The sequence below is a fragment of the Ruminococcus sporogenes genome, assembly GCF_054655175.1.
The window spans coordinates 398,116-420,572 of record NZ_BAAHOA010000003.1 but is presented as its reverse complement, the minus strand read 5'-3'; the positions used below and the strand labels follow the sequence as shown (position 1 = coordinate 420,572).

Sequence of the window (22,457 nt, the reverse complement as noted above, 5' to 3'; positions counted from 1 at the left end):
TGTTACCTCCAGTAATATATCTGCTGCGCCGTTACAAAAAAGCGGAAGGCGCAGACTATATAGTCCATGACCGTGGTTTCTTCAAGCCTTATTGATAAAAACGCAAACACAGCCGTTACCGCAAAGGGCAGAAAGGTCCAGAGCTGAGTTAGCAAAACCACGGACAGTATCAGTCCGAGGCATATGATAAGGAAATCCCTTATACTCCACAGCCACAGCCTTGATCCGGCTTTCATATTCTGGGGATAGATATATGTTTTTTTCATACTTTCTCCTTTCGGGTATTAAAAAATCCGCTGCAAATCAGCGGATTTTTAATTTTTCAATGTCATCAAACATAAACTGAAGCTTATCTGTTCTTTTGCGGATATGATAATGACCGCAGTACCATTTTTTATAGTCTGTAATTTCTTCAATATGATCCAGCCATTCCTCTGTGCTTGTATCAACCGTTTTCTGATTTACACAGCTTAGAAAAGCCTCCGCAGGCTGATATTTTAACGGACAGGTATGACTAAGAACAATATTTATAGGATTGTCTTTCAGTACAGCCTCTGTTTTTCTTTTTATTTCTTCCGACGGCTGCTCGTCATCCCACCAGCCGTATCCCTTCATAAGCCTGTATCCCTTATCTACGCTGTAAGCTCCGCCTATTACGAGACATTTCAGTCCGTCCAGGTCATATATTTCTCCGTCGGCTGCAAACAGCAGATTCGGATACTTGCTTTCTTTGTATACAATTCCGCCGTTCCATATTATCTGCTCATAGTCCGGCAGCTTCTGAGGACGCATTTCATGGTTTCCGTGAATACAAAAAAGTGTAACAGGAAGCTTGGAAAGAATATATTTTAACCGTCCGTCGCTTTCGTTACCGTAATAATTTATTCCGGCGTCGCCAAGTATAACGATAACATCCTCGGCCGTCGTATCGACTAGCCTGCAAAACTCCTTTATTCTCCTAAAATCTCCGTGCGTATCTCCGGTTATATATATCATCCGTCATCCCTCCTGATTACACAGTATATCACCGGAATCTGGCAAAGTCAACTAAATCACGCAAGCTTTTTCGCTACGAACTGACCCGCCCTTACGGCGGTATTCACAGTGTGGGAGACGCTCGTCATATTGACTCTTACGCTTGTGTCCAGTCCGAAATGCTGAGCGATCCTCGGAACCTCGTTTGCCGAAAGCATTATTCCAAGTCCTAAAAGCCTGTTGGTCTGCCATGTAAGAAGTCCCAAAAACAGCAGACTGGTCTGTAAAAACGCAGTCAGACACAAAGCGAAAATCTGCTTGCACCAGCTGCTGAAGCCGTCCGAGTATCCTCTGGGAACGGAAAACATATACAGACTTCCCACGGCGATCTGACACAGCAGTATTCCGCCTCTTTTTATATTGGCAAAAAACAGCTTTAGAACGCAGTAGGCAAGGGCGATAACCGTCAGTATTCCAAGCAGTCCTGATAAACCTATCGTAGAGTGCAGTACTATTGTCGCCGTAGCTCCGAGATCGCCCTTGTTCGCCCCTATAAACGAGCCGAGAAGATCGCCTGAGAATGTGCTCTGAAGCGTTATGCAGAATTTATACAGCTCCACAGGAAGCTGAGTAAACAGCATTACAGCCATAAAGCCTTTAAGAACATTAAGGCACGTTCCCTGAATATTCGCCCGTCCCGTCTGATATTCGATCGCCGTATCAAACACAGCGACAACAAGCCCTACTGCAAACAGCGCCCAGCCGAACAGTGAAAAAAGCTTAAGGAAGGCTTCCACCCATGCAAGCGAAAAGATTCCCGCGCCCATTCCGTTTATCATTCCGAACAGATCGGCAACCGCTCCGTATATAGTATCGTACATCCATTCAAGCATAACGTCCCAGACAGCCGAGGAGATCGCCGAACCTACCGATTCCACCACCCCGAACAGCTTTTCTCCTACCCATTCCACAGCGTCGCCTATCCATTCAAACATTGCCGTTTTCCTTTCCGATCAAACTGATCTGTTCGTATTTTTTCCTCTGATGATTTTTTAAAACAGTAAAAGCGGCGCCGTCTGCGTATCCGTATCAGCGAATACCTTTTAGATATCCTGTATATTCCGCGCCGTTTTCTCTTTGCATTCATTTTCACCCTCCGTATATATGAAAATACCGCCGGATTTATCCGACGGTATTCCTTATTTTATTATAACGTTATCTTTGCCGATCAGCTGCCCGTATCTGAAGCATTCTGTGCAGTGATCGTTTATAATTCCGCAGGCCTGCAGATGAGAATAAACCGTTATTGAGCCGAGATATTTAAAGCCTCTTTTTTTCAGGTCAACGCTTATTCTGTCTGACAGCTCGTTGCTTGCCGGAACGCCTTCGTCCGCATGAGCCTTATACACAATTGTCTTGTTATCCGAAAAACCCCACAGATATTTATCAAAGGAGCCGAATTCCTGTCTGATCTTCAAAAACATATTTGCATTATTGATAATGGCTCTGATTTTTCTCTCCGACCTTATCATATCCGGCGTATTCAGAATATCGTTAATCTGAGTTTCTCCGTAAAGCGCTGTTTTTTCATAATCAAAGTTATCAAAGCACTTTCGGAATATCTCCCGCTTTTTCAGCATTAACGACCAGTTTAATCCGCACTGCATGACCTCCATCATCAGAAATTCAAATTGTTTTCTGTCGTCATGAACAGGCTCGCCCCATTCCTCGTCATGGTATTTCTGCATAAGACCGTTGTCCCGACACCATCCGCACCTTTTAGCATTTTCCATAAATCTCAGCCTTCCGCTTTATCCATAAAGCTTTGTATAACGTTCATAATTTCGTTCAGTCTGCTTTCTCCTATGCCCTTTATCCGTCCTATAGCGGCTTTCAGCTCGTCATAATCGACAGCCTTTGATTCCTCGTCCCTTTTGCCCGATACATATATGCTCGTCAGAAGCTTCTGAAGCTGTTCTCTGTCCATTTTCTTTACAGAGCGGTAGGTTTCACGGTCAAGGGTATATTCGTCCGGCATTTTAATTCTCCTTTGTACAATTTCTCAAGCCATATTATTTTACATTATACCATAATAAAATCCGGTTTTCAACTTTTAATAAGATAAAGGTTCGAGCTTCTTCCGCCGCTTGTCCTGTACCTTTCCCTGCGTTCTATGAGCCCTGCTTTTTCCAAGTCGTTCAGCGCCCTGAATACCGTTGACTTTGAAACGCTCAGATCCTCCGATATAGTTTTAACGGAGGGAAAACACTTCTTTTTTCTTCCCGCGCGGTTGGACAGGTACATATACACAGCCACCGCCCTGTGAGGCAGATCGTATTCGTATATCTCTCTTGAAAACCTCAAGCGTTATGCGCCTCCCGTCTTTGGCAGCTTTTTTCTCAGCATATCCTCATAGCTTACCGCCTGATCCTCCGGAGCCTCGATTTTCTTTTTGGCGTATTTAAGCTCTGCCGCCCGCGTCAAAGTCTCCTTTTTCATATATGTGACCGTTCTTGAGCCTTTATCCTCAAGGCTGTACGGTTCTTCAAAGCTGATACCCCACTTGAAAAACAGCTTCAGGGGAGATATCATGGGGTGAGTTCCTGTTTTCATAACAATGAACTGTCCTTTGGGCATACTTTTAAGCTCGTCCGTTGTCATTAACGGTCTGCCGATCATCTGCAGCGACTGGCTTTTATCTCTGCCGTGCGAAACAGAACCGCTCAATACCGTCTGTTCTCCCAATGATTTGGACAGAATTTCCGCAGACTGTGAATTCGGGGCAAAGCCTCCGAATATAGTTAATTGCGTGTTGTCGGTTATGATCTCCTGTCCCTCTCTGCCGTAATTCTTATCGAGCTGCGCAAAGGACTGAATAATCGCAACAATGCTTATCCGTCTTGAACGGCTTGCGGAGAACATCGCTTCAGCTCCCTCTATCTTAGGGAAAGTTCCGAACTCATCGCAGTAGAACATAACGCGGTTTTTAAGCTTGCCTCCGTTTTCATCGGCGATCACAAGAATTTCCCTGTAAAGCTGCTGGATCAGCAATGAAACCATGAAATATTTCGACTGATCCTCTTCCGGCAGTATAATGAATATCGCCGATTTCTCGGAGCAAAAACGTTCCGCGTCGATCGCCGTGCCGAAGCACAGAATCTGCTCCATTTCCGAGTCGATAAAGCTGTTGAGTCTTGACAGCGCCGTGGACATGATCGACATCATCGCCTGATCCGCGGAATGAAGGGCGGAGCCTGCAAGCCATTTTGCCTTGTGCTCGTCAGGCAGCTTTTCCATCAATACCTTGAAGCCGTTTTTCGGCTTTTGTTTTCCGCCGCTCTCTATAGGCTTTAACAGGTCCTGAATAAGCTTGAACACGGAAACGATATGCCTTTCGTTTTTCTCTCCGAATTCCGCGATCAGTAAAATAAGCGAAGCAAGCAGCCCTTCCGCCGCATCGTAGAAAAACGCGTTCTGACCCATTGCGGAGGAATCGGCGCCGCCTATGCTGATAATGGTTTTTGCTGTGATCTTGGCGTATTTTTCCGCTTTTGCCTTTGCGGACAGATCATTTTTGTCCTTGAGATAAACGTCCATGTATTTGTTGACAAGGTGTAGCATATTATTTTCATCCGAGCGTGTAGGATTACGGAGATCGATAACGGAAACGTTGTAGCCGTAGTACTTTGAAGCGATAGTTCCGTAGTTTCGAACAACGTCTGCTTTTGTGTCTGTGCTGACAAAAGACATACCGCTTGCGCAGGCTAGCTCTATATTCGGATATAAAAAGTATGCGGTCTTGCCCACTCCGGCAGCGCCTATCATCATGGTATGAACGTCGCCCTCGTCCACAAGCGCGACAGTCTTTTTTCCTTTTGTTCTGCAGCCGACTACAGTACCCTGAACAACATCTCCGTTGGAGCTGTGCGGTAAACTCTCGCCCTTACGCCATTTCTCAGGCTCAAATGGGACTTTGGTATATGTCTTTTTTACCTCTGCTTTTGTTGCAAATCTCGCTGTGCCGTACTGGCCGTTTCCCACAGTTTTATTCTTTATTCCATTGAGGGAATAATTGTTGGAACAGTAAGCTAAAATCATCATAACTGCGAATACCGCAAGCATGACTATAATTCCGATTATCTGAGTCTGATTCATTTAGCCCTCCTATCCGAACCCGAAGCTTATCGCCTCGGATATTTCTTCCCGCGCTTCTTCCTGCGAGATCACAGGAGCGGACATTTCCTGTTCCGTTTCACAGCGTACCGCGCAGTCCGCAAGCTGAAACAGTAGCTTTGAGGTCTGTATGATTTCCTCCTTGGTACGGGATTGATTATACCGCAGATCACGAGTTACCGCCTTATATGCGTTTTTCAGATCATCCTTCTTGGAAGTCGTTTTACCCTTGTCGGAATATGCCCGGTATTCATTAAACAGCTTGCTTTTGAGCCTGTCAAACATGGCGTTTTCGTTCTTTCCGCCGATAAAGAATGCCGAGGCCGCAAGCGCGTACTCGGCTAAATACCGATACTGTCCGTTTCGGAGCGTCTTAGAAAGCCTGTCGATAATACGGTCCGGAATGCACCTGAAATACCGCAGCTCTGACAAAGTTTCATAATAGATTTCTTTTCTCCTGTGAGGAACAGCCGCAAGAGCTTCAACGCCGTTTTCAGCTTTAAGACATTCGTTCCAGTCTTTAAACTCCGGCAATTTCCTTGATATATTCGTATAACCCTTTTCCTTTAATATATCCGTAAGCCTTTCCGCAGCGTCGATCCCGCCCTCGTCGTTGTCGGTGCAGATAATAATCTCAGATATATGCTTATGAGTTTCCAGAGCGGTAATAATGGCGTTTTCATACACGCCGTTCATGGCGATATACGAGTGTTTCTGCCAGTTCTGAGGATTCAGCGTGAGATACGATAAAAGGTCTATGGGAGCCTCAAACGCAAACAGCTTTTCCGATTCGCCGAAGTGTGCAAAGCTGTACCGAGTATCCGAACCCCCGCAGGTTATTCTGAAAGTTTTTCCGAAAGAATTAGTTGAACGCTTGCTTGCCTGTCGCGGTACCCCGTTTTCATCAATTCCTACAAAAACGGCGTTGTGATGCTCCTTATCCTCATAAAGCGTATGCCGTTTTGCAAAGTACGAGATAATGTCAGGAGCAATAAACCGCTGTTTTATGAGGTAGGCGAACACTCTGTGCATATTGCCGTTTGCTTCGGGTAATTTGAATTCTTTCGGTTTTTCCTCCCGCACAGCCGCTTTAGGCGGACTGTGGGACAGGGGAGTAACCGTGCGACCTAACAGCTCCTGAACCGCGGTCTGAAAATCCATACCGTAAAAATACCGCATGAACCTTACGGCTCCGCCGCCCACCTGATTTTTATGGTCGAACCATCTTGATCCGTTTATAGTAATACTGTCGTGCTTGCCGCTGCCGTCGTAATAAACGAGCTTGTGTTCCCGCCCCGCCGATTCCAGCTTTTCTCCTCTCAGCCTCAGAAAATCGGCTAAATCTACGCTGTTCGCAGCAATTTTTTGTTCTTCTGTAAATGGGATATACGGCATTTTCCACCTCCTGAAAAAGAAAAGCAGCCCTGCGGCCGCCTTTCCTTATTTTTCAATTCCTTTTTAAACCTGCCCCAAGCCTGAAGCCCATGCGGAAGGCTTCCTCTGAAAAAATACTGTTGATTGCCGCATTTAGCTCTTCATATTTTTCTATTGCTTCCTGAACTTCATTCGGGAGCTTCTTCTGAGCTGTCAACACCTCAAATATTTTTTTGTTAAGCTCACGAAACTTTTTTCTTTTTGTCGTTTCAAACGCTATTTCCTCCATATACTTGCTGTACAGTTCGGTTACAATATCATTCATTTCAGCAGGGAGGCTATAAGCTTTGCTCCGAGCTTCATTGCAGATATTCCGATATTTTTTGCTACGACTGTTCCGAACTCTCCGATCAACTCGTCTAATTTCTGAGCGCCTTCCTTATCAGCGTACTTATCAAACAGCTTATTGAATCTGTCTATGATGTCGCCGTACTCGGAGCTTAAGTACAGCGACCGGTCCAGTTCCTGTGTAAATTTATCGTACAGCTCGTCTGTTATATCCATCCCTTTCACCTCCGATCGTCAATCCTTTAGCAGCGTAATTATCAACTGCGCTCCGAGCTTTATTCCGGCCTCGGACGATACAGATGATACCGCTTCGCTTAACTCCTGCACTCCGTCCTCCAGCTTTTTAGCCAGCTCCTTGTCGGATACCTGTTTTATCAGCCTAAACAGCTCATTATATTTAAGGTTATATTCGCTGCTGTCCCGCAGCGGTATGTCCAGGTCCTCGGCAAAGCTCTCATATATTTTTCTGATCTCCATTTTTCACCTCCGACACTACAATACCACACTATCCGCCAAATAGCTATATCATAACCCAACAATCTTCCGCGGCATTTTTTCCCGTTTTTATTGCATACCGGCTATATGCCTGAAATCTTCGGAGGACATTTCCATTTCCTGCTGCGTATGCAATTCGTATGCCGATGTGACAGCGGCAAGTCTTTCTGCATCAGTAACAAACAGCCCCAAAACCGTGTTTAGCTTGTTATACAGTTCTTTTTCTTCCTTAAGAAACTTTTTTGTCCGCTCGTTATCCGGTATATTGATCCGATTTACAAGTTTGAATTCCCCTTCAAGCTTCCATATTTCAGCGGCTTCGTCTAAGGTTATATTTTCTTTGCATCGGAAATCCAGTTCCTTCTGATCCGCCTTTACGGCCAGTCCGGAAAATAGATATACGCAGCTTTCTCCGTTTATATATTGACGCAGTTCCAGTTCATTGAAGCCGGAAGCCAAATTCAGCTCCAAGGCCTGCGTTTTGACCGTATATCCGTTTTTAGTCAGTAGTTCTTTAAAATTATCCATATTAAATATCAGACGATGTCCCGTTAGGGTATCAGAACATAAATAAAGCCTGCCAAGCTTCAGACATTCTACTTTTCTATCCTTATATACAGCCGTTATATATTCTGTTATCATATTTTTCTCCTTTTTATTTTTTTACATTCCAACGATAGACCAGACGTAAAGCGGAGCGGTCAGTGAAAACAGCAGACAGCCGAAAATTATTGCCGGAGCCGTCCATTCGAACTGACCGTGCTTGCGGTAGTCCATGTACGCCAAAGAAAGCTTGGCAAAGAGCAGAATTGCCAGAACTACGTCTATCACAGGGAATACGACGTTGTTAACGATCGATTTTATCTGACTTTTTGCAGAGTACCATGTACTCTGCACAGCGCCTGCGACATCTCCGTCGGCGTATGCCGTTATACAGCAGAATACAGTCAGCAGGCATACGGAAATTAAAAGCGCGGTTATTTTCTTCTTTTTCATTTTTCCTCCATTCAGAACATTGAAAGCTGCAGATTTTCTTCCGGTTCTGCCATAGCCGCTTTTTCAGCGGTCCGTCTGAAGCTTTTAAGGTAATTGTCTGTATTTTCAAATCTGCGCATCGTTATGAGATCGTCTTCAGCTATTGCAGTATGCAGAGCTTTCGGGTAATTAATTACAACTAAAATATTCATATCTTTTATCTGGCGGTCGGACAATTCCCTGATCCTTTCACGGAGATACAGCAGATTCTCATCCTGTTCCATGATCTCCAGAGAACTTCTTGCGTTTTCCCGTATTTCATCGGCTCTCGCCATATAGTCCCGATCTGTTTCCGGCGGCGTCTTGCAAAAATATATCTGAGGATAATCCTTTTCAGACATACCGCTTTCAATTTTATGCTTGAAATACAGAATATGATTTCTTACAAGATTCATATTGACTCCGTCTGAATAAGACGGATCGGAGCCGCCGTGTTCCTTTAAATACTCCCAGCGTTCAAAGGATTTCTCAAGCTCTGAAGCATATTCCGTCTTTTTTTCTTTTCTGCTCATGTCATACCTCTGTAAGCTTTCCCGTCAGCACAGTTCTGGAGGTTCCCTCCGCTCCGGTACAGGTGGACAGTGAAATAAACTTATCTTTTTCAGATACGCCGATATTTTTCCAAATAAAAGAGTTTTCTTTCAGACCGTCAAGCCAGACGGATATATCTTTTGTCACGTCGTAAAAGCCGCTGTAGCATTCCGGCTGTGAAAGCGAGAAAAAGTCAATACGGTACACGCTGTCCGAAACAGTCAGCCAGCCGACGGCGCGAGCTTCAAAATAGCTCTCGTCCGTAAAATTAATTACATCTGCAAACATAGAGCCGTTACGCATATTGTGACCGTAGAGAATATTTATTCCGTCTGAAAACTCCCGCGCGCATCTGCCGTCAAGAAAAACGGACCCCGAATACAAATAGCCGCCGTCATACGACCTGTGAAGGTAATAATCGTTATCTCCCGAATACATAACGGGATAGTTTATGCCCGTATCAGGAACATACAGCCAGCCTATGGAACCGTCAAAATTGCAGCAAACCTCACGAACCTGTTCTGTCAGCTCCCGCTTTTTATCCTCTGGCAAACGCGCGGAATTGTCAGGCTCGTCAGTTATTTCCGCACGATCGGGCATACGCTCGTCAAACACGGCAATGTCGGGCATAAACGGCTTAAGCTTTCTGTAACTTAGCTTCTGGGCAAGATCGTTGCGAAACATTAAATATACGCCTCCCGAAATTAAAACGGCAGCTGTAATAGCTGCCGCCGTTCTCATTATTTTAGTTTTCTTCATAAAGCTCAGTCCTTGTCAATAAAGTCGGGACACTCCGACGCTTTCCTTATTTCTTCCGTCCGTATTCTCTCAAGCTCTTTTCTTTTTCGTATTTTACAGCTTACGAGCAGAGCGCAAAGACCTGACAGTCCTCCGGCTATCATAAGCCATGCGGCGGTATTGCTTCGGCTGTCGCCGGTATGAGGAGTATCCTGCGGTATCTCTTTCTGTTCAGCCTCGTCAATCATAACGATCAGCGGATTGCCGTTTTCAGATACGGCGGTCGTTTCAGCGCCGTCAACCGTGACCGTACCGTCATTAAGGACTTCAAAGCAAATATCCGTCGCCAGCGTATATCCCTCCGGAGCGGCGGTTTCTTTCAGAATATATTTTCCGGCGGAAAGCTTTGCGACAATATGATTAGTTCCGTCGGAAGTCCATTCGTCCACAACTGTTCCCTTATCATCCAGCAGCTGCATTTGCGCGCCTTTAAGCTCGTTCCCGTCCGCGTCCCGCTTGGATATTTCCACAGTTACAGGCTTGTTTTCAACGGTAATTTCAATAACTTCTTCGTCCTCTCGGATATTTACGGTATAGCTTTCATCGCTTAAAATATATCCGTCGGGCGCTGAAAGTTCTCTGATAACATACTCGCCAAAGGGAATGTCGGCAAAAGAAAAACAGCCCTTGTCGTCCGACTTGGCTGTCATTAACGCATTTTCTTCCGTAAATTCTGTGCAGTCCATTGCAAACAGGCCGAACAGAGCGTTTTCAAGAGGGTCGCCGCTTTCGTTTGTCTTGATACCTTCTATTTTTCCACGCTTAAGGCGATTCTCAAATGTTCCGCAGTCGATTGAAACCGTCTGAATATCCTGTCCCTGATATTCAAATGTTACAAGATATTTTTCACCGTTCAGGACGTAATGCTCGTCTGTGCCGATTTCCTGAACGTAATATTTTCCGAACGGAAGCTGAACGTCAAATTTTGCGGTCATATTCTCATCAAGGCTGATTTCAGAAATCAGTCCGTCGGCAGGAATAACCGTACTGTCGGCGGCGGTCAGAGCCTCTGCGGCAAACAGTCCGAAGCGGACGTTTGTATACTCGTCTGAATTGCCGATATTAAACAGCCCGTCCTGTTCCATAAGCTTGGAAAGCGTTATTTCTACGCCCTGATATTCATTGAAAAATTCCGCGTTTACCGTATCTCTTATCTCGACTTCCTGTCCCGCATAGGTAAGCTCGATAAATTGCGATTCGCCGTTAAGAACATATCCGTCGGGAGCCTGAATTTCCTTTATTTCATACTTTCCGAGATAGAGCGGATCGGTTTCAGCATAGCCGTTTTCATCTGTTGCGATTTCAGCTACAATGTCTCCTGCGTTTGCTCTTACCGTTCCGTCGGCCGTTATTATGTCCTCGCCTGCAATTATCTGAAATACCGCGCCGGAAAGCTTTCCGTCTGAAAATACCGGAGTGTAGGTCGTAAGGTTTTCTATAGCATTTCCGTTTTCATCGGCATAAGCTGACGAAGCGATATTCACTCCTGCAAAAATATCTCCTGTTTTCTGAACGCTGATTTTTCCCTTTTGAGCCTTGTTGAATTTTTCAACCGTTATAACCTCTTCCTTACCGTCGACCGTAAAGGGAACGGCTTCACTGCCGAGAAAATATCCCTCCGCCGTCTGCACCTCATGAAGCTCGTAATCTCCGTATACAAGCTCGTTGGGGAGCGTTAACGTTCCGCTTTCGTCAGTATAGAATACGTCAAGGATCATTTCCGTCGGATAGTTTATTTTCTGTTCAACATAACGGGAATTTTTACAGTCCCAAACCTTAAAGCCGATACCCGAAACGGGGATCAGATTGCCTGTTTCAGCGTCCTTTTTCACGATCCTGACGTAGGAGGTCAGCGCTGCGTCGTTGATAAGGTAGAAATATTCCTTTTCGTTTTCGCTGATAATTACGTCAAAATCCTCTATCCATTCTGTGTTTTCCCAGCCCTTGGTCTGATGAACCGTATATGTTCCGTAGGGCAGCGTTTTTGTAGCTGCACAGCCGTTTTCATCGCATACAAGATAATCTCTTTCAGAATCCTTTGCGCTTTCATAGCTTCCTGACGATTTAAGGTAAACCTCGAATTCCGCTCCTGCTTCGGGAGTTTCTATCTGCGTCGTTCCGTCGTCGCTGTGCTTAATAATTGAGATTTTGCCTTTGATAACATCTTCGGTTACATTTACTGAAATCAGATTGCTTTCAATGGTGTAATTTTCAGCTTCTGCACCGATTGAATAGACAGTCGGATCAAGCCTGTACCCCTCCGACGGGCTTATTTCCTGAATCGTATAATTTCCGCAGACATATTCCCTTGTTTTGAAATATCCCTTTTCGTCGGTAGTGTAGGTATCGATCAGCTCTCCGTCCCTGTACAGTCCGTAGACCGCTCCCGCAAGGCTTGCATTGCCCTGTGGATCGCCGTTCTCGGAATCCTTTTTTATTACCTCGGCGGTAAATTTCTTAAGAGCGTTTTTAAATGTTTTTGAAACTGTCGCGTCGGCTGTCAAGGTCGCTGTCTGGTCCGCGGGAACAACATATTTAACGGGTACGTTTTTCTCGGAAATGGTGTAAGCGATCTTTTTATTATCCTTATCATATACGGGAATATCGGAAAGAACTGCCGTACCCTCGCCGTTGGTGGTAACAGTATAGGTTTTGCCGCCGCCGGAAATCGTAAAGGTTCTGCCGCCGTTTTCTCCGTCCTCCGACTGCTTGTTTATTTTTATAGCTCCTGTCTTTAACGTATTGGAGAACGAAACGGAAGCTGTTTTGCCCGCCGAAACCGTAACCTTTTTCGTCTGCTGTTTTTCATAACGGGCAGGTACGACCTCGGTTACGGTATATTCTCCCGCAGCAAGATCGGGTATATTTATTTTACCGTTCCTGTCCGTTTTTACCTTATACGTTTTTCCGTTTCCTAAGACGATAAATTCAATATCCGCTACTATACCGTCCTCGGAGGTCTTGATAATTTCAAGCGTTCCGTTTTCTACGCCCTTGACCGCCGCGTAGTATTTTCTCGGATCGGCTTTTAGCTCCGCTAACGTCTGCTTTGAATCGCTTGTAAGCGTCAGGAATCCGGTCAGCTCTCCCGATTCCTTAACGTTGTTCTGAGTCAGAGTAACCACAGCGGTCTTTCCGCTGTCCGCCTTTATTTTTAAAGCGTTTCCCGATTTTGATATAACGGAGCCGTCTGTGACTGCCGCGTCAAAGTCTGATAGAACATTGTTTTTATCGGTAAAAGTATATGTTCCGTCGCTGTTTGCCTGCACTGCATTTTTCTTGGCAGAGGAGGTCGTACTTTTTGCGAACGATATGGATTTTGAATGTTCTTTGATATCGGCTTCATACTCGTAATAGTAACCGCTTACTATCTGAGCGGCATAGTCGCTTTGAAAATTATCAAGAAGCTTTTCAACAGAGGTATAGCCGTTATCAACTCTATTGAAATTTATATCTCTCTGACCTACCAGCGTTTCCCATACAAGTAACTGTGTTGCCGTGTAACGGTAATATGATTCTAACGTATCAAGTTTACCTGTATATGCATAAAGAAAAACTCTGCCTATCAAGCTTCGTATATCATTTGAATCAAGCTCTTTATTTGATACGCTTTCCAAATATTTATTTGTTTCATCTTCGGTATATCCATCTCCGCTTGCAACAGATTTGCCCGGTTCAAGGCAGTATACAGCCCTCATGCTGTCGGCTGTGTGTATCATACACCAGTAATCTTCGGCGCGGACCGTATATCCTTCGCCTATGGTTATATCCTTTTTTGTAGCAAGCGCGTCGGCGTTTTCTATCTGCACTTTTGTTTCCGCCGCAAACGCTGTGAACGCCGCGGGAAGCATGGTCAATATGATCGCGATTACCGATAAAATCGATATTCCTTTTTTCAATACATTCTTCATATACGATTTCCTTTCTTAAACATGAAAAAGACCGATGTTTTTACCATCGGTCTTTACGCTTATTTTATTTCATTTTACCACATTAAATATATCCAATATTTATCTCCGTCCTTTTCCCAATAAACATTTAAATAGAGATACTGAGAAATTTCTTCCTGTGACATATCGCCAGCCCATTCATCATATATTGCTTTGATATCATGGTCAATGCTGTTTTTTATTGAAGATACCGAGCTGCATATAGCGGTGCTAATCGGAGGATTAAATGAATATTCACTCCATACATCAACGTATCCGCTTAATATATTAGTTCCTGCCATACCGTAAGACTTAGCAGCCTGTTTGATATATTCGTTTATCTCTGATATATCTGCCTGTGAAAGTCCCTGCGGCTCAGGCTCAGGAGCTTCTGTCGGCTTTGGCTTTTCTGTTTTCTTTGCAGTTGTGGTTTTTTTCTGAGTTTGACTTGGCTTCTCGGTTTTCTGCGAAGCTGTCGTATTCTGACTTTGCGGCTGAGTTTGACCGCCGTTATTTCCTCCCGTTTGATAATTGCCGTTATTATCCTGTTCGTTACCGTACTGCGGCGCTTGGGTAGTTACGTCGGCCTTCTTGCTGCTCTTTTTGGTACCGCTTTTCTTTTCCGTACTTTTCGCCGTACTTTCAGACGTGGTTTTTACCGTTGTTTTTGCTGATGTTTTGGATGTTGTTTTTACAGCGGTCGTCTTAACGGAAGAAGCCGTTGATACGGGCGTAGTCGTTACCGTTGAGGCAGCCGAAGCCGATTCGGTTTTTCCCGCCCGAAGCTCAGTTCCGTCCGATTCTGTTTTTCCGCAGCCTGACAGCATAAGTCCGCATATTATCAATACCGCCAATGTCCTTTTCATAATTGTCACACCCCGTGTATATATTTCAGCCTCCGCTGTTAATTCCAGCATACCACACTGCTGCGCGGATATCTACCGTTTACGGAAAAATTCTACCTGTCAGACAAACCGAGCAAGGGTTTTTACAGCATAACCAATAAAAGCTTACATTTAAAAAATACCACGATTTTTGGCATTTGTCAATATCTTTACATAATAATTATTAATCCGTCGTTCTGCTGGGATATTTCTTCTTCTGGATTTAACGCAGACAGTGCAAACATCTCTGAATATTTACTGATCTGCCCGTCAGTCAGAGAACAGCTGTCCCAGCCGTCTTTTGTGAATGTATTGCCTGAAATATATACCGTACCATGAACAAGGACTCCGCCTATGACTCTGTTGGGTTCATAATCATAGAGCAGAAATTCTTCGTTGCACCATGCGACCGCGTCGTTGTCAGGCTCGAAATATATCGGTTCAATAAGACCTCCGACCACCGACTGCATTGCATGAATACTGTGAATGATTTCCGTCTCATAGGGCGCTTTTCCGACCTCGACTATGAGTATCCTCATCATATCCTTATGGTTTGTCTGCGAAATATCAAAATCTATCGGTCTGAAGCCCACGCTGTCGCAGAAGTAAAAGCCCTTGTCCTTTCCGCCGCAGACCTCTATCACATTACTTACCGACATTGCTTCTCCGCAGTAGCCGGGAGGCAATTTATCCGAATTGCAAAGCGCAAAGACTTCTTCAAGATTTCCGCAGGTTACTGTACCGCCGTAAACCTGACGGTATATAGACGGGTTCACGCCGCCGCGGGACTGCGCATGATCGTAATTCATAAACGCAAGCTTGTTTTCGTCCTTTTCATGGTCTATCTGAAATATCCTGATTTTCATAATTTATCTGTCCTTTCTTTAAAACAAATTGTCTGTGCCTAAGTCCTCCGCGCATATACCGCGGATGGGACAGCCGGCGCAGTCGTCGTATTCATCGCAGACCGCCTGCTTTTCCGCCTCCGTAAGCTCTTTGTGAAGCAGGGTGAAAACGACTCCGTCCTCATTCTTTTCAAGCTCCGCCGTCACGGGAAATCCATTCTCATCATAGAGACCGTCAAATCTGGATATTCCGTTTTCAGTCATCGCCTGCGTCATTAATATTTTTCTCATTTAAAATACCTCCCGTATTTTCGTCAAACATTGAAAGCTGAAGCGCGTTTCTTTCCGTTTGCCTGTAGTTTGAGATAAACAGCTCGCTGTACATACAGCCGCCTTCATACCTCTGGGCAAGATTGTTAAGTCTTGATATTTCCTCAATATATATGCCCGGTCCGTTCCACAGCTTCCTGATTTCAGGGCAGTCGTTGTACGATACCAAAAACTTTCCCTTGATTTTCAGAAGCGTATCTCTGAGCCTGATATGATCCTCCTTTTTAAAGCCGACGTCCTTGTAGTAGTTCTCCGTGGAAAAGTACGGGGGATCGCAGTAAAAAAAGCTGACGGGGCGGTCGTAATGCCTTATCAGCCCTTCAAAATCCTTATTCTCGATCACAACCTTCTGCAATCTTCTCGCCGCCATATCTATCTGCGGAAAATCCGCCCACATGGAATGAGGCTGACTGCCGAAGCTGTCAAGACCGCTTGCATAGCTGTACCGTATCAGCTGATAGAACTTAGCCGCCCTGTCAACGTCACGGAATCTGCCGAACAGTCCTTTCTTATGAAGAGCCGAGATCCAATTAAAGTCCTCGCGGGAATTAAGGACGTACCTGAGCTTGTATTTGAGCTTATTCGGTTTATCCCTGACGCAGCGGTACAGATTTGCAAGGTTTGAGTTATAGTCGTTCCAGACCTCGAAATCCATGCCCGGCGGTTTATGAAACAGTACCCAGCCTGCCCCTCCGAAAACCTCGATATATTTCTCATAGTAAAGCGGAAACCTTGAGAGAATCTCGTCCCTCAGCGCTTTTTTGCCGCCTACCCACGACATGAAACTGTCCATTTTACTCCTATCCGCCGTTAAAGCCAATGACAGAAGTTAAGCCGTTTTGCCGATTACAGAATCTTTTCTGTCATTGGCAAAACGACTTGTCCTCGCGCGGACGGCGCAATTTGCGCTATAGCTTTATTATCGCATACTTTTCAATCCGCGCCTTTTGTTTTGATTTAAAAATCAAATGTCATTTTTAAGGTTATTTAATTCTTTGTTAAGTCTTTCGATTTCTCTGTCGGCGTTTTTTGCCGATACCAGAAGGCATCCGACAGTAAGTCCCGCTGTTCCTCCTATCGCCAGACCTATGAATAAATTCAGCATTATTTCATCTCCATTCCAAGCTCTTGAGTTTGTTCGATAAAATCGGCGAACGTAACGATTTCGCCCATAAAGTTCGGCTCCGTATCCTCGGTCAGAGGTATGAATCCCTTTTCTCCCAGATCAAGCGGCTCTTTGGTTACGACCGAACCGCCGCGATTTACCGCGACCCTTTTTTCAATGGAACAGAAACGCTCTCCATCGTCTGACAGCCTTAAATCGTAGCAATACGTTCCTTTGGGAATATCCGCGTCTGTTATTCTGTCGTTGGTAAACAGCGCGGTCTGTCCGAATAATTCTATACGCTCATATTCGTCGGCGCTCCCGATATTGACGTATCCTGTTTCAGAAGCGTTGAGGAAAAGTCCGTAATCCTCAAGATCAACGTCCATAACCCTCGCCGCGAATTCAAGCCGTTCCTTTTCATTTTCGGCATAGTATTCTTCATAGCGTTCTCCGTCGTAATACGCGTATCTGCCGCAGTTCATGCCGATGTCCTCGTCAGCCCATTCATGAATAATTTTGATTTCGGGAAACATTTCCGATAGTCGCTGAATGACAGGATGAGGCGCTGCCCAGGCGGTCAAGAAGCGCAGTTCTTCGGCGTTTGAGTAATCACAGTCTTTCTCATAGCCATAGGCTGACCACTTCGTACCCCAGTTCGATATACACCAGTCGTACCAGTTGTTTTTGCCGTAGAGATTCGTTTCCTCCCGACCGAGATTGACGCGGTAGATATTTTCAGACATAGGAATTATCTTCTCAAAATCAATAGTTCCAAGCCCGTGCTCATCGTTTTGGATTTGCTCCAAAAGCTCACTAATCTGCTTTCTGTCTCCGTTTAATTTGATTACGTTTGTCACATGATTTGGCATTCGCTTTCTCCTTTCCGCTTTTGTTTTTCACTTAGCGGCACGGCTGTTGTTCCTAAAACACCGCCTGTCAGCATTTCTGTAAATAAATACGCCATTACATCATCTCCATTTTGAAATCTTCGGTTTGTTCATTTTCTGAAACAAAGCCGCCAAGCCTGTTAGGAACATAATCGGAAAGCCATGTGCCGCCGAACTGCTCGTGAGTCTGCAATCTCCACATTGCAAGCCTGCCGACATTAAGCTGAACGTCGTCAAACGGAAACAGCAGACAGGTAAGATTTACGTTATTAAAGCTATATACCTTTTCAAATCGACTTTCATTCTGCAATATTCCGCTTTCCGTTAACATATCGTTTATGCCGTCGACCCATTCTTTCAGGTCGCCGCCGCAGCCCTGCAGAACAAGCCCCTCGCTGTCGTTCATTTTTCTCAGATCATGCAAAGATACGCTCTTGATTTCCATTAATGCAAAAACTCCTTCCCATAATATTTTTTCAGCAGACCTATGACAAACAACTGACCCTTGCCTGTGACATAGGTCTGCCGATAGGTTTTTGTCATTGCGGAGGTTTTAAAAACCGACTCCTTCACTTTAAAATATCCTCTGTCTATATATTTCTGATAGGGGAGATTGTCGGTCATAAGGATACCCATTCCTCTGAGAACGGCGTACAGTCTGTTTCTGCCGACGGGGGCGCTTTCTGCTCTCGCAAGCTTTGCCATTTCGTTCATATCGATGAGATTATCGGTGTTTGAAACCTGATTCGCAAACTCCACCAGCGGTTTGTCATGCCGGATACGCTCGTTGAGCTGATCAATACAGCGGAACTGAAGCTTGAAAAGCTCCTTTACCGGTTCTTCACAAAAAGACAGATAATTGTCCACGAACATATCCGCATTACCCACATAGCCGCCTGTTCTGCGGAGGGTCGGAAGTACCCCGTCAAAAATCCACGCCTCAAATTCCGCCGCTCTCGGAAGTCTGCTGTGTGCCGCAAGCCTGTAAACGTCACCCTCCGGAATGAATTTTATATTCTGACTGCCGCCATTGGTAAGGAGGCGGCGTTTTACCGCCCCCTTGCAATGTGCCGAAACCGCGTCTTTCGGCGAGCGATAGCCCAAAGCTTTTGCAACGTCTGTTCCGCAGAATAAGGTCCTTCCATTTTCATCGGTCAGCGTTCTTATCTGACCAAATTCCTCGTTCTCAAAAATCCTGATCATATTATTCATGTTTCTCATCCTCCTTTTCAAGCTCTAATATATTCCTTGCTATCGCTTCCGCTACAGGTACGGACACGGCGTTTCCCGCCTGCTTGTAGAGCTGCGCGTCGGACATTCCGGCTGCTTTGACTTTATTGAACTGCTCGTCCGTAAACCCCTGCAAACGCCAGCATTCTATCGGCATGAGCCTGCGGATAAGTCCGTTGTAAATTACGCCGTGCCTGTCTGTCACAGTAAGCGTGAACATCGGTTCGTTAGATTCTTTTACCCGTCTGCCTAGCTGCCTTGTACGCGGCTTAAAGGAATTCAATATTGCTCTCGGTTCTTCCATAACGATAACTCCGGATTTTTCTCCTTTATGGCTGTCTATTCCGCTGTCCTGACGTGTGGTTATGCATCTGGCAAGCTCCGTCACCTTAGGATCGGGATTCATATCTATGCACATAGCGTAATACCCCTGATTACAGCTTGTTGTTATCGTATGAGCCATATCTTTCCCGACCCTTCCGCGCCTTGAATTAAGATTCGGATATGCAAGGTCTATGCTGTCGCCCGGCAACGCTGTCTGATATCCCGACTTGGTCTTTACCTTTATGGGAAGCCCTAAGATTTCATAAAGTCCCGTTTTTCCGCCGAAGCCTCCCGCCTGACTTGTCAGCGTTATGCTCAGTCCGTCGGTGGAGTAGACTCGGCAGCCCTCCCGTCCAGGTATGCGCTGTACAAGAGTTTTTGGATTTGCTTCGGTGAAAGACAATACTTTTCCGGAGCGTTTTTCTCTAAGAAATCCGATAATGAACACTCTCTTTCGGGATTGGGCGACTCCAAAATTTGCGCTGTTAAGCACCTGCCATGCGACATCGTACCCCAGTTCATCCAGCGTACCGAGGATGACCGCAAACGTCCTGCCGCCGTCATGCGATAACAATCCGGGTACGTTTTCAAGCAGCAGATATTTAGGTTTTTTAACGGCAGCGATTCTGGCAATTTCAAAGAACAGCGTTCCTCTCGCGTCGTTAAATCCTCCCCGTTTTCCAGCGATTGAAAAGCTCTGGCAAGGGAAGCCTGCGCAAATAAGGTCGAAATCGAGTAATTCATTTGGGTTGATCGTTCTTGCGTCGTCATAATACACCTCGTTTTCCGTGTCATACATTGTTTCATATGCTTTTTTAGCGTACTTGTCGATCTCGCACCAGCCTATGATCTCAAAGCCTCCCGCTTTCTCAAGTCCTGAACGGAATCCTCCGATCCCTGAAAATACGTCAAATACTCTTATTATGTTATTTTCCTTTCTGTTAAGGGCAATAAAAAAACCGCTATGATCTCTCATAACGGCTTAATGCTCTATTGGTTTTGGCTTATATGGTTCTGCGGTCCTCATCTCAAACGCCCCCTTTCATATTGACAGGTTTATTCCGGCTTCCTACATTGACATATCCATTTCGGCTTCCTCGGACAGACTCTCCGTTTCCTCCTGCTGAATTTTATGAAAACAGTCCTCGCCGGGTATCAGCGAAAGGGAACGTCCGTTATCCCATTTCATTAGAATATTACCCGCGTCATCCACTGCTTTTACCGTTCCCACAGCGCCTGACGGGATCGGGTGCGGATCGTTTTCCATGCTGTCAAGGCAGATTCTTGTGCCTTCAGGGTATCTCTGTCTGAGTATTTCAACCTTGTTCTGATCATATATCATCATATTTCCTCCGTATAGTTTCTTTTTTTATAGTATATTAGCCCATTGATATCACGACCCTTCAATATTTCTGTAATATTCCTTCATACCGCATTCAATACAGTCCTTTGCAAACTGCTCCGCCTCCCGCATACTGTTTTCAAGCAGCTCATAATTCACAGCCGCAGAAAATTCGTCCAGCTTTTCTTTTTCCGATCCGTCTGTGAAAACCTCGATCCTGAACCCTTCGCACATAATGTCCGTACCGTTTTCAGCTTCCCTTATCAGGCTTTGGCCGGGGGTTATTTTTACATAATAGTCCTTATACTGCATATTCAGCCGCCTCCTATAGTCATCTGAAAGTCATCGTTCAAATTCTCGTCAATTTCATGCTGAATCGAGTTTTCCAGAGCGGTCTGCAAACAGCTTTCGTCAAGACCGTATTCTCTGTAGCCCTGCAGGATAATATCGTAATACTGCCGGGCAGGAGGAGATATCTCTCCGCTATTCATAAGATACGCCATGCCCTCGTATTTTTTGCCGCCAAGCTCAAACGTCATTTTTTCCTGTCTGTACTGCCGGGGATAGCCTTCGTATCGGTTCAGAGCGGTAATATCGCTTTCTTCAAGCTCCCAGATCACAACGGGAACGCTTGAGCCTTTTTTCGGAACGATAGTGGCGTAACTTCTGAATTCCAATTCATGATCCTTGATCACTGATGTTCCCACAGCTTTGGAATTGGGACATCTATACGCCATCTGTTCAGGATTGATATTTGAACCGTAGGCTATATACAATTGTTTTTGTTCCATAAGAGCTCCTTTCTACATTGCAATTTCAAATTCCTCGCCTTCGCTTTCCGACTGCTCCGGTTCTTCATCACAGCTCTGCTCATTTTCAGCGCTACGCTTCTGACGAAGCCTTTCCCTTGCGGCTATACCGTCCTCCGGATGCCTCCACGCTATATCTCCGGCAAGGCGTTTTAACAGGTGAGCGCGGCAGTTTTTGAATTCGTCTCCTATGAGTCCGAGATTCAGAAGCCATACCCGAAAGCTGTAACGCATATTGTCGCTGCCGCTTACTTTAGGGGAGCAGAACTTTCTTGTAACCGCCGCGTTGCTTATTGCCAGAGCCAGGACTATCTGGCTTCTGATCTCTCCGGCATGAAGGCTTGCGTTGCAGCATCTGATCTCATAATGACCGTGCTGAAAGTAGCTATGAAGATTAAGCGCTCTGTATCTTGTTTCTGAGTAATGGGTATGCTCCTCCGACATATTTCCGTTATACCACAGCATTTTTATTTCTTCTATCGTATCCGGCTTTCGTTTATTTAGTTTTTCCACAAAACTTCTGTCGATTTTCTTGCAGTACCACTCGCGGGCTGACGAGACCTGCAATGCTTCCCACAGGTAATCTTCCTTGCTTGAGAAGATATTTACAAGATTTCTAAGCTGCCGGGGTGTGTAATCGTCCGCTGAGATATGGATATGCGTTCCGCATTGATATGCGGGTCCGGTAATTCCTCCGGCATGCCGCAGAGCCCTAATCACCTCCTGCAGCAGAGGTATATCATCATACTCCAGCACAGGAGAATTCAGCTCCACGCTGTAGGCTCTGGAAGCCGCCTCGCCGTTTCGGTTTTTGCAGATAATACTGGAATCCGATACGAACGACCAGCTTCTGCCCTTGCTGTCGCTTACGGAATATTTATCGTAATACCCTCCGTTATGGGATATCTGTCCGCCGAGCGTCTTTGCCGCCGCTTTTGCTGCCTGACATCTGGTCAGTCCCGTCATTTCTATTTCGATTCCGAAATTCCGTCTTTTGATACCGTCAAAGTTTCCTGACAAATTTTCACCTCCCTTATCCG

The 22,457-nt window shown here is 45.3% G+C and carries 28 protein-coding genes and 1 pseudogene; all 29 read right to left on the bottom strand.

Annotation, left to right across the window (positions count from 1 at the left end; all coding sequences use genetic code 11):
- Positions 1-2: 2 nt before the first annotated feature.
- The 29 genes and pseudogenes from ACYQ0N_RS12255 to ACYQ0N_RS12115 all read right to left on the bottom strand — a co-directional run bounded on the left by ACYQ0N_RS12255 (position 3) and on the right by ACYQ0N_RS12115 (position 22,437).
- Positions 3-266: a hypothetical protein gene (locus ACYQ0N_RS12255; protein WP_124100705.1), complete on the bottom strand. Its 264-nt coding sequence runs from the start codon at positions 264-266 to the stop codon at positions 3-5.
- 37 nt (positions 267-303) lie between these two features.
- Positions 304-996 (bottom strand): metallophosphoesterase family protein, encoded by a 693-nt coding sequence (locus tag ACYQ0N_RS12250; RefSeq protein WP_460162823.1) that lies wholly within the window; start codon positions 994-996, stop codon positions 304-306.
- 56 nt (positions 997-1,052) lie between these two features.
- On the bottom strand, positions 1,053-1,970 hold the full coding sequence (locus tag ACYQ0N_RS12245) for a conjugal transfer protein TrbL family protein (protein ID WP_460162822.1): 918 nt from the start codon (positions 1,968-1,970) through the stop codon (positions 1,053-1,055).
- A gap of 204 nt (positions 1,971-2,174) precedes the next feature.
- On the bottom strand, positions 2,175-2,768 hold the full coding sequence (locus ACYQ0N_RS12240) for a DNA-3-methyladenine glycosylase I (RefSeq protein WP_460162821.1): 594 nt from the start codon (positions 2,766-2,768) through the stop codon (positions 2,175-2,177).
- 5 nt (positions 2,769-2,773) lie between these two features.
- The gene (locus ACYQ0N_RS12235; RefSeq protein ID WP_124100702.1) at positions 2,774-3,013 is read right to left on the bottom strand and encodes a hypothetical protein; all 240 of its coding nucleotides are present in this window, start codon (positions 3,011-3,013) and stop codon (positions 2,774-2,776) included.
- Positions 3,014-3,081: 68 nt separating this feature from the next.
- Positions 3,082-3,339: a helix-turn-helix domain-containing protein gene (locus tag ACYQ0N_RS12230; protein WP_124101270.1), complete on the bottom strand. Its 258-nt coding sequence runs from the start codon at positions 3,337-3,339 to the stop codon at positions 3,082-3,084.
- Positions 3,340-3,342: 3 nt separating this feature from the next.
- On the bottom strand, positions 3,343-5,130 hold the full coding sequence (locus ACYQ0N_RS12225; RefSeq protein ID WP_460162820.1) for a VirD4-like conjugal transfer protein, CD1115 family: 1,788 nt from the start codon (positions 5,128-5,130) through the stop codon (positions 3,343-3,345).
- Positions 5,131-5,139: 9 nt separating this feature from the next.
- Positions 5,140-6,543: a DUF3991 and toprim domain-containing protein gene (locus ACYQ0N_RS12220; RefSeq protein WP_460162819.1), complete on the bottom strand. Its 1,404-nt coding sequence runs from the start codon at positions 6,541-6,543 to the stop codon at positions 5,140-5,142.
- Positions 6,544-6,595: 52 nt separating this feature from the next.
- Entirely contained in the window at positions 6,596-6,847 is a 252-nt protein-coding gene (locus ACYQ0N_RS12215) for a DUF6809 family protein (protein WP_460162818.1), read from the bottom strand.
- The gene (locus tag ACYQ0N_RS12210; RefSeq protein WP_460162817.1) at positions 6,844-7,086 is read right to left on the bottom strand and encodes a hypothetical protein; all 243 of its coding nucleotides are present in this window, start codon (positions 7,084-7,086) and stop codon (positions 6,844-6,846) included. The genes ACYQ0N_RS12215 and ACYQ0N_RS12210 overlap by 4 nt, the downstream gene beginning before the upstream one ends.
- Positions 7,087-7,104: 18 nt before the next feature.
- On the bottom strand, positions 7,105-7,347 hold the full coding sequence (locus ACYQ0N_RS12205) for a hypothetical protein (protein WP_460162816.1): 243 nt from the start codon (positions 7,345-7,347) through the stop codon (positions 7,105-7,107).
- Positions 7,348-7,434: 87 nt separating this feature from the next.
- Positions 7,435-8,007 carry a hypothetical protein gene (locus ACYQ0N_RS12200; protein WP_460162815.1) on the bottom strand — a complete coding sequence of 191 codons (573 nt, stop codon included), beginning with the start codon at positions 8,005-8,007 and terminating at the stop codon, positions 7,435-7,437.
- A gap of 21 nt (positions 8,008-8,028) precedes the next feature.
- A complete protein-coding gene (locus tag ACYQ0N_RS12195; protein ID WP_124100697.1) occupies positions 8,029-8,361 on the bottom strand; it encodes a DUF3852 domain-containing protein in 333 nt (110 codons plus the stop codon).
- 11 nt (positions 8,362-8,372) lie between these two features.
- Positions 8,373-8,912 carry a hypothetical protein gene (locus tag ACYQ0N_RS12190; protein WP_460162814.1) on the bottom strand — a complete coding sequence of 180 codons (540 nt, stop codon included), beginning with the start codon at positions 8,910-8,912 and terminating at the stop codon, positions 8,373-8,375.
- A gap of 1 nt (position 8,913) precedes the next feature.
- The gene (locus ACYQ0N_RS12185) at positions 8,914-9,690 is read right to left on the bottom strand and encodes a class B sortase (protein WP_460162813.1); all 777 of its coding nucleotides are present in this window, start codon (positions 9,688-9,690) and stop codon (positions 8,914-8,916) included.
- A 5-nt stretch (positions 9,691-9,695) separates the two neighbouring features.
- Positions 9,696-13,640, bottom strand: coding sequence for a SpaA isopeptide-forming pilin-related protein (locus ACYQ0N_RS12180; protein WP_460162812.1), 3,945 nt, complete (start codon positions 13,638-13,640; stop codon positions 9,696-9,698).
- Between the two features lie 74 nt (positions 13,641-13,714).
- Positions 13,715-14,524 carry a hypothetical protein gene (locus ACYQ0N_RS12175; RefSeq protein ID WP_460162811.1) on the bottom strand — a complete coding sequence of 270 codons (810 nt, stop codon included), beginning with the start codon at positions 14,522-14,524 and terminating at the stop codon, positions 13,715-13,717.
- A gap of 188 nt (positions 14,525-14,712) precedes the next feature.
- Positions 14,713-15,408: a DUF3846 domain-containing protein gene (locus ACYQ0N_RS12170; RefSeq protein WP_460162810.1), complete on the bottom strand. Its 696-nt coding sequence runs from the start codon at positions 15,406-15,408 to the stop codon at positions 14,713-14,715.
- An 18-nt stretch (positions 15,409-15,426) separates the two neighbouring features.
- Positions 15,427-15,678, bottom strand: a complete 252-nt coding sequence (locus ACYQ0N_RS12165; protein ID WP_460162809.1) for a hypothetical protein — start codon at positions 15,676-15,678, stop codon at positions 15,427-15,429.
- On the bottom strand, positions 15,644-16,498 hold the full coding sequence (locus ACYQ0N_RS12160; RefSeq protein WP_460162935.1) for a DNA adenine methylase: 855 nt from the start codon (positions 16,496-16,498) through the stop codon (positions 15,644-15,646). The genes ACYQ0N_RS12165 and ACYQ0N_RS12160 overlap by 35 nt, the downstream gene beginning before the upstream one ends.
- 183 nt (positions 16,499-16,681) lie before the next feature.
- The gene (locus ACYQ0N_RS12155) at positions 16,682-16,822 is read right to left on the bottom strand and encodes a DUF3789 domain-containing protein (protein ID WP_124100690.1); all 141 of its coding nucleotides are present in this window, start codon (positions 16,820-16,822) and stop codon (positions 16,682-16,684) included.
- Positions 16,822-17,694 carry an LPD28 domain-containing protein gene (locus ACYQ0N_RS12150; protein ID WP_460162808.1) on the bottom strand — a complete coding sequence of 291 codons (873 nt, stop codon included), beginning with the start codon at positions 17,692-17,694 and terminating at the stop codon, positions 16,822-16,824. Before ACYQ0N_RS12150 ends, ACYQ0N_RS12155 begins: the two co-directional genes overlap by 1 nt.
- Positions 17,695-17,827: 133 nt before the next feature.
- Positions 17,828-18,157 (bottom strand): annotated as a pseudogene (locus ACYQ0N_RS12145) (hypothetical protein); the annotation flags it as partial.
- The gene (locus ACYQ0N_RS12140) at positions 18,157-18,924 is read right to left on the bottom strand and encodes a phage antirepressor (protein ID WP_460162807.1); all 768 of its coding nucleotides are present in this window, start codon (positions 18,922-18,924) and stop codon (positions 18,157-18,159) included. The gene ACYQ0N_RS12140 and the pseudogene ACYQ0N_RS12145, both read right to left, overlap by 1 nt.
- Positions 18,917-20,242, bottom strand: coding sequence for a DNA (cytosine-5-)-methyltransferase (gene dcm, locus ACYQ0N_RS12135; protein ID WP_460162806.1), 1,326 nt, complete (start codon positions 20,240-20,242; stop codon positions 18,917-18,919). The genes ACYQ0N_RS12140 and dcm overlap by 8 nt, the downstream gene beginning before the upstream one ends.
- Before the next feature lie 93 nt (positions 20,243-20,335).
- Complete coding sequence (locus ACYQ0N_RS12130) at positions 20,336-20,611, bottom strand: DUF4314 domain-containing protein (protein WP_460162805.1); 276 nt, start codon at positions 20,609-20,611, stop codon at positions 20,336-20,338.
- A gap of 48 nt (positions 20,612-20,659) precedes the next feature.
- Entirely contained in the window at positions 20,660-20,920 is a 261-nt protein-coding gene (locus ACYQ0N_RS12125) for a hypothetical protein (protein WP_460162804.1), read from the bottom strand.
- 2 nt (positions 20,921-20,922) lie between these two features.
- Positions 20,923-21,399, bottom strand: a complete 477-nt coding sequence (locus tag ACYQ0N_RS12120) for a gamma-glutamylcyclotransferase family protein (protein ID WP_460162803.1) — start codon at positions 21,397-21,399, stop codon at positions 20,923-20,925.
- A gap of 12 nt (positions 21,400-21,411) precedes the next feature.
- A complete protein-coding gene (locus ACYQ0N_RS12115) occupies positions 21,412-22,437 on the bottom strand; it encodes an amidoligase family protein (protein ID WP_460162802.1) in 1,026 nt (341 codons plus the stop codon).
- Positions 22,438-22,457 lie beyond the last annotated feature (20 nt).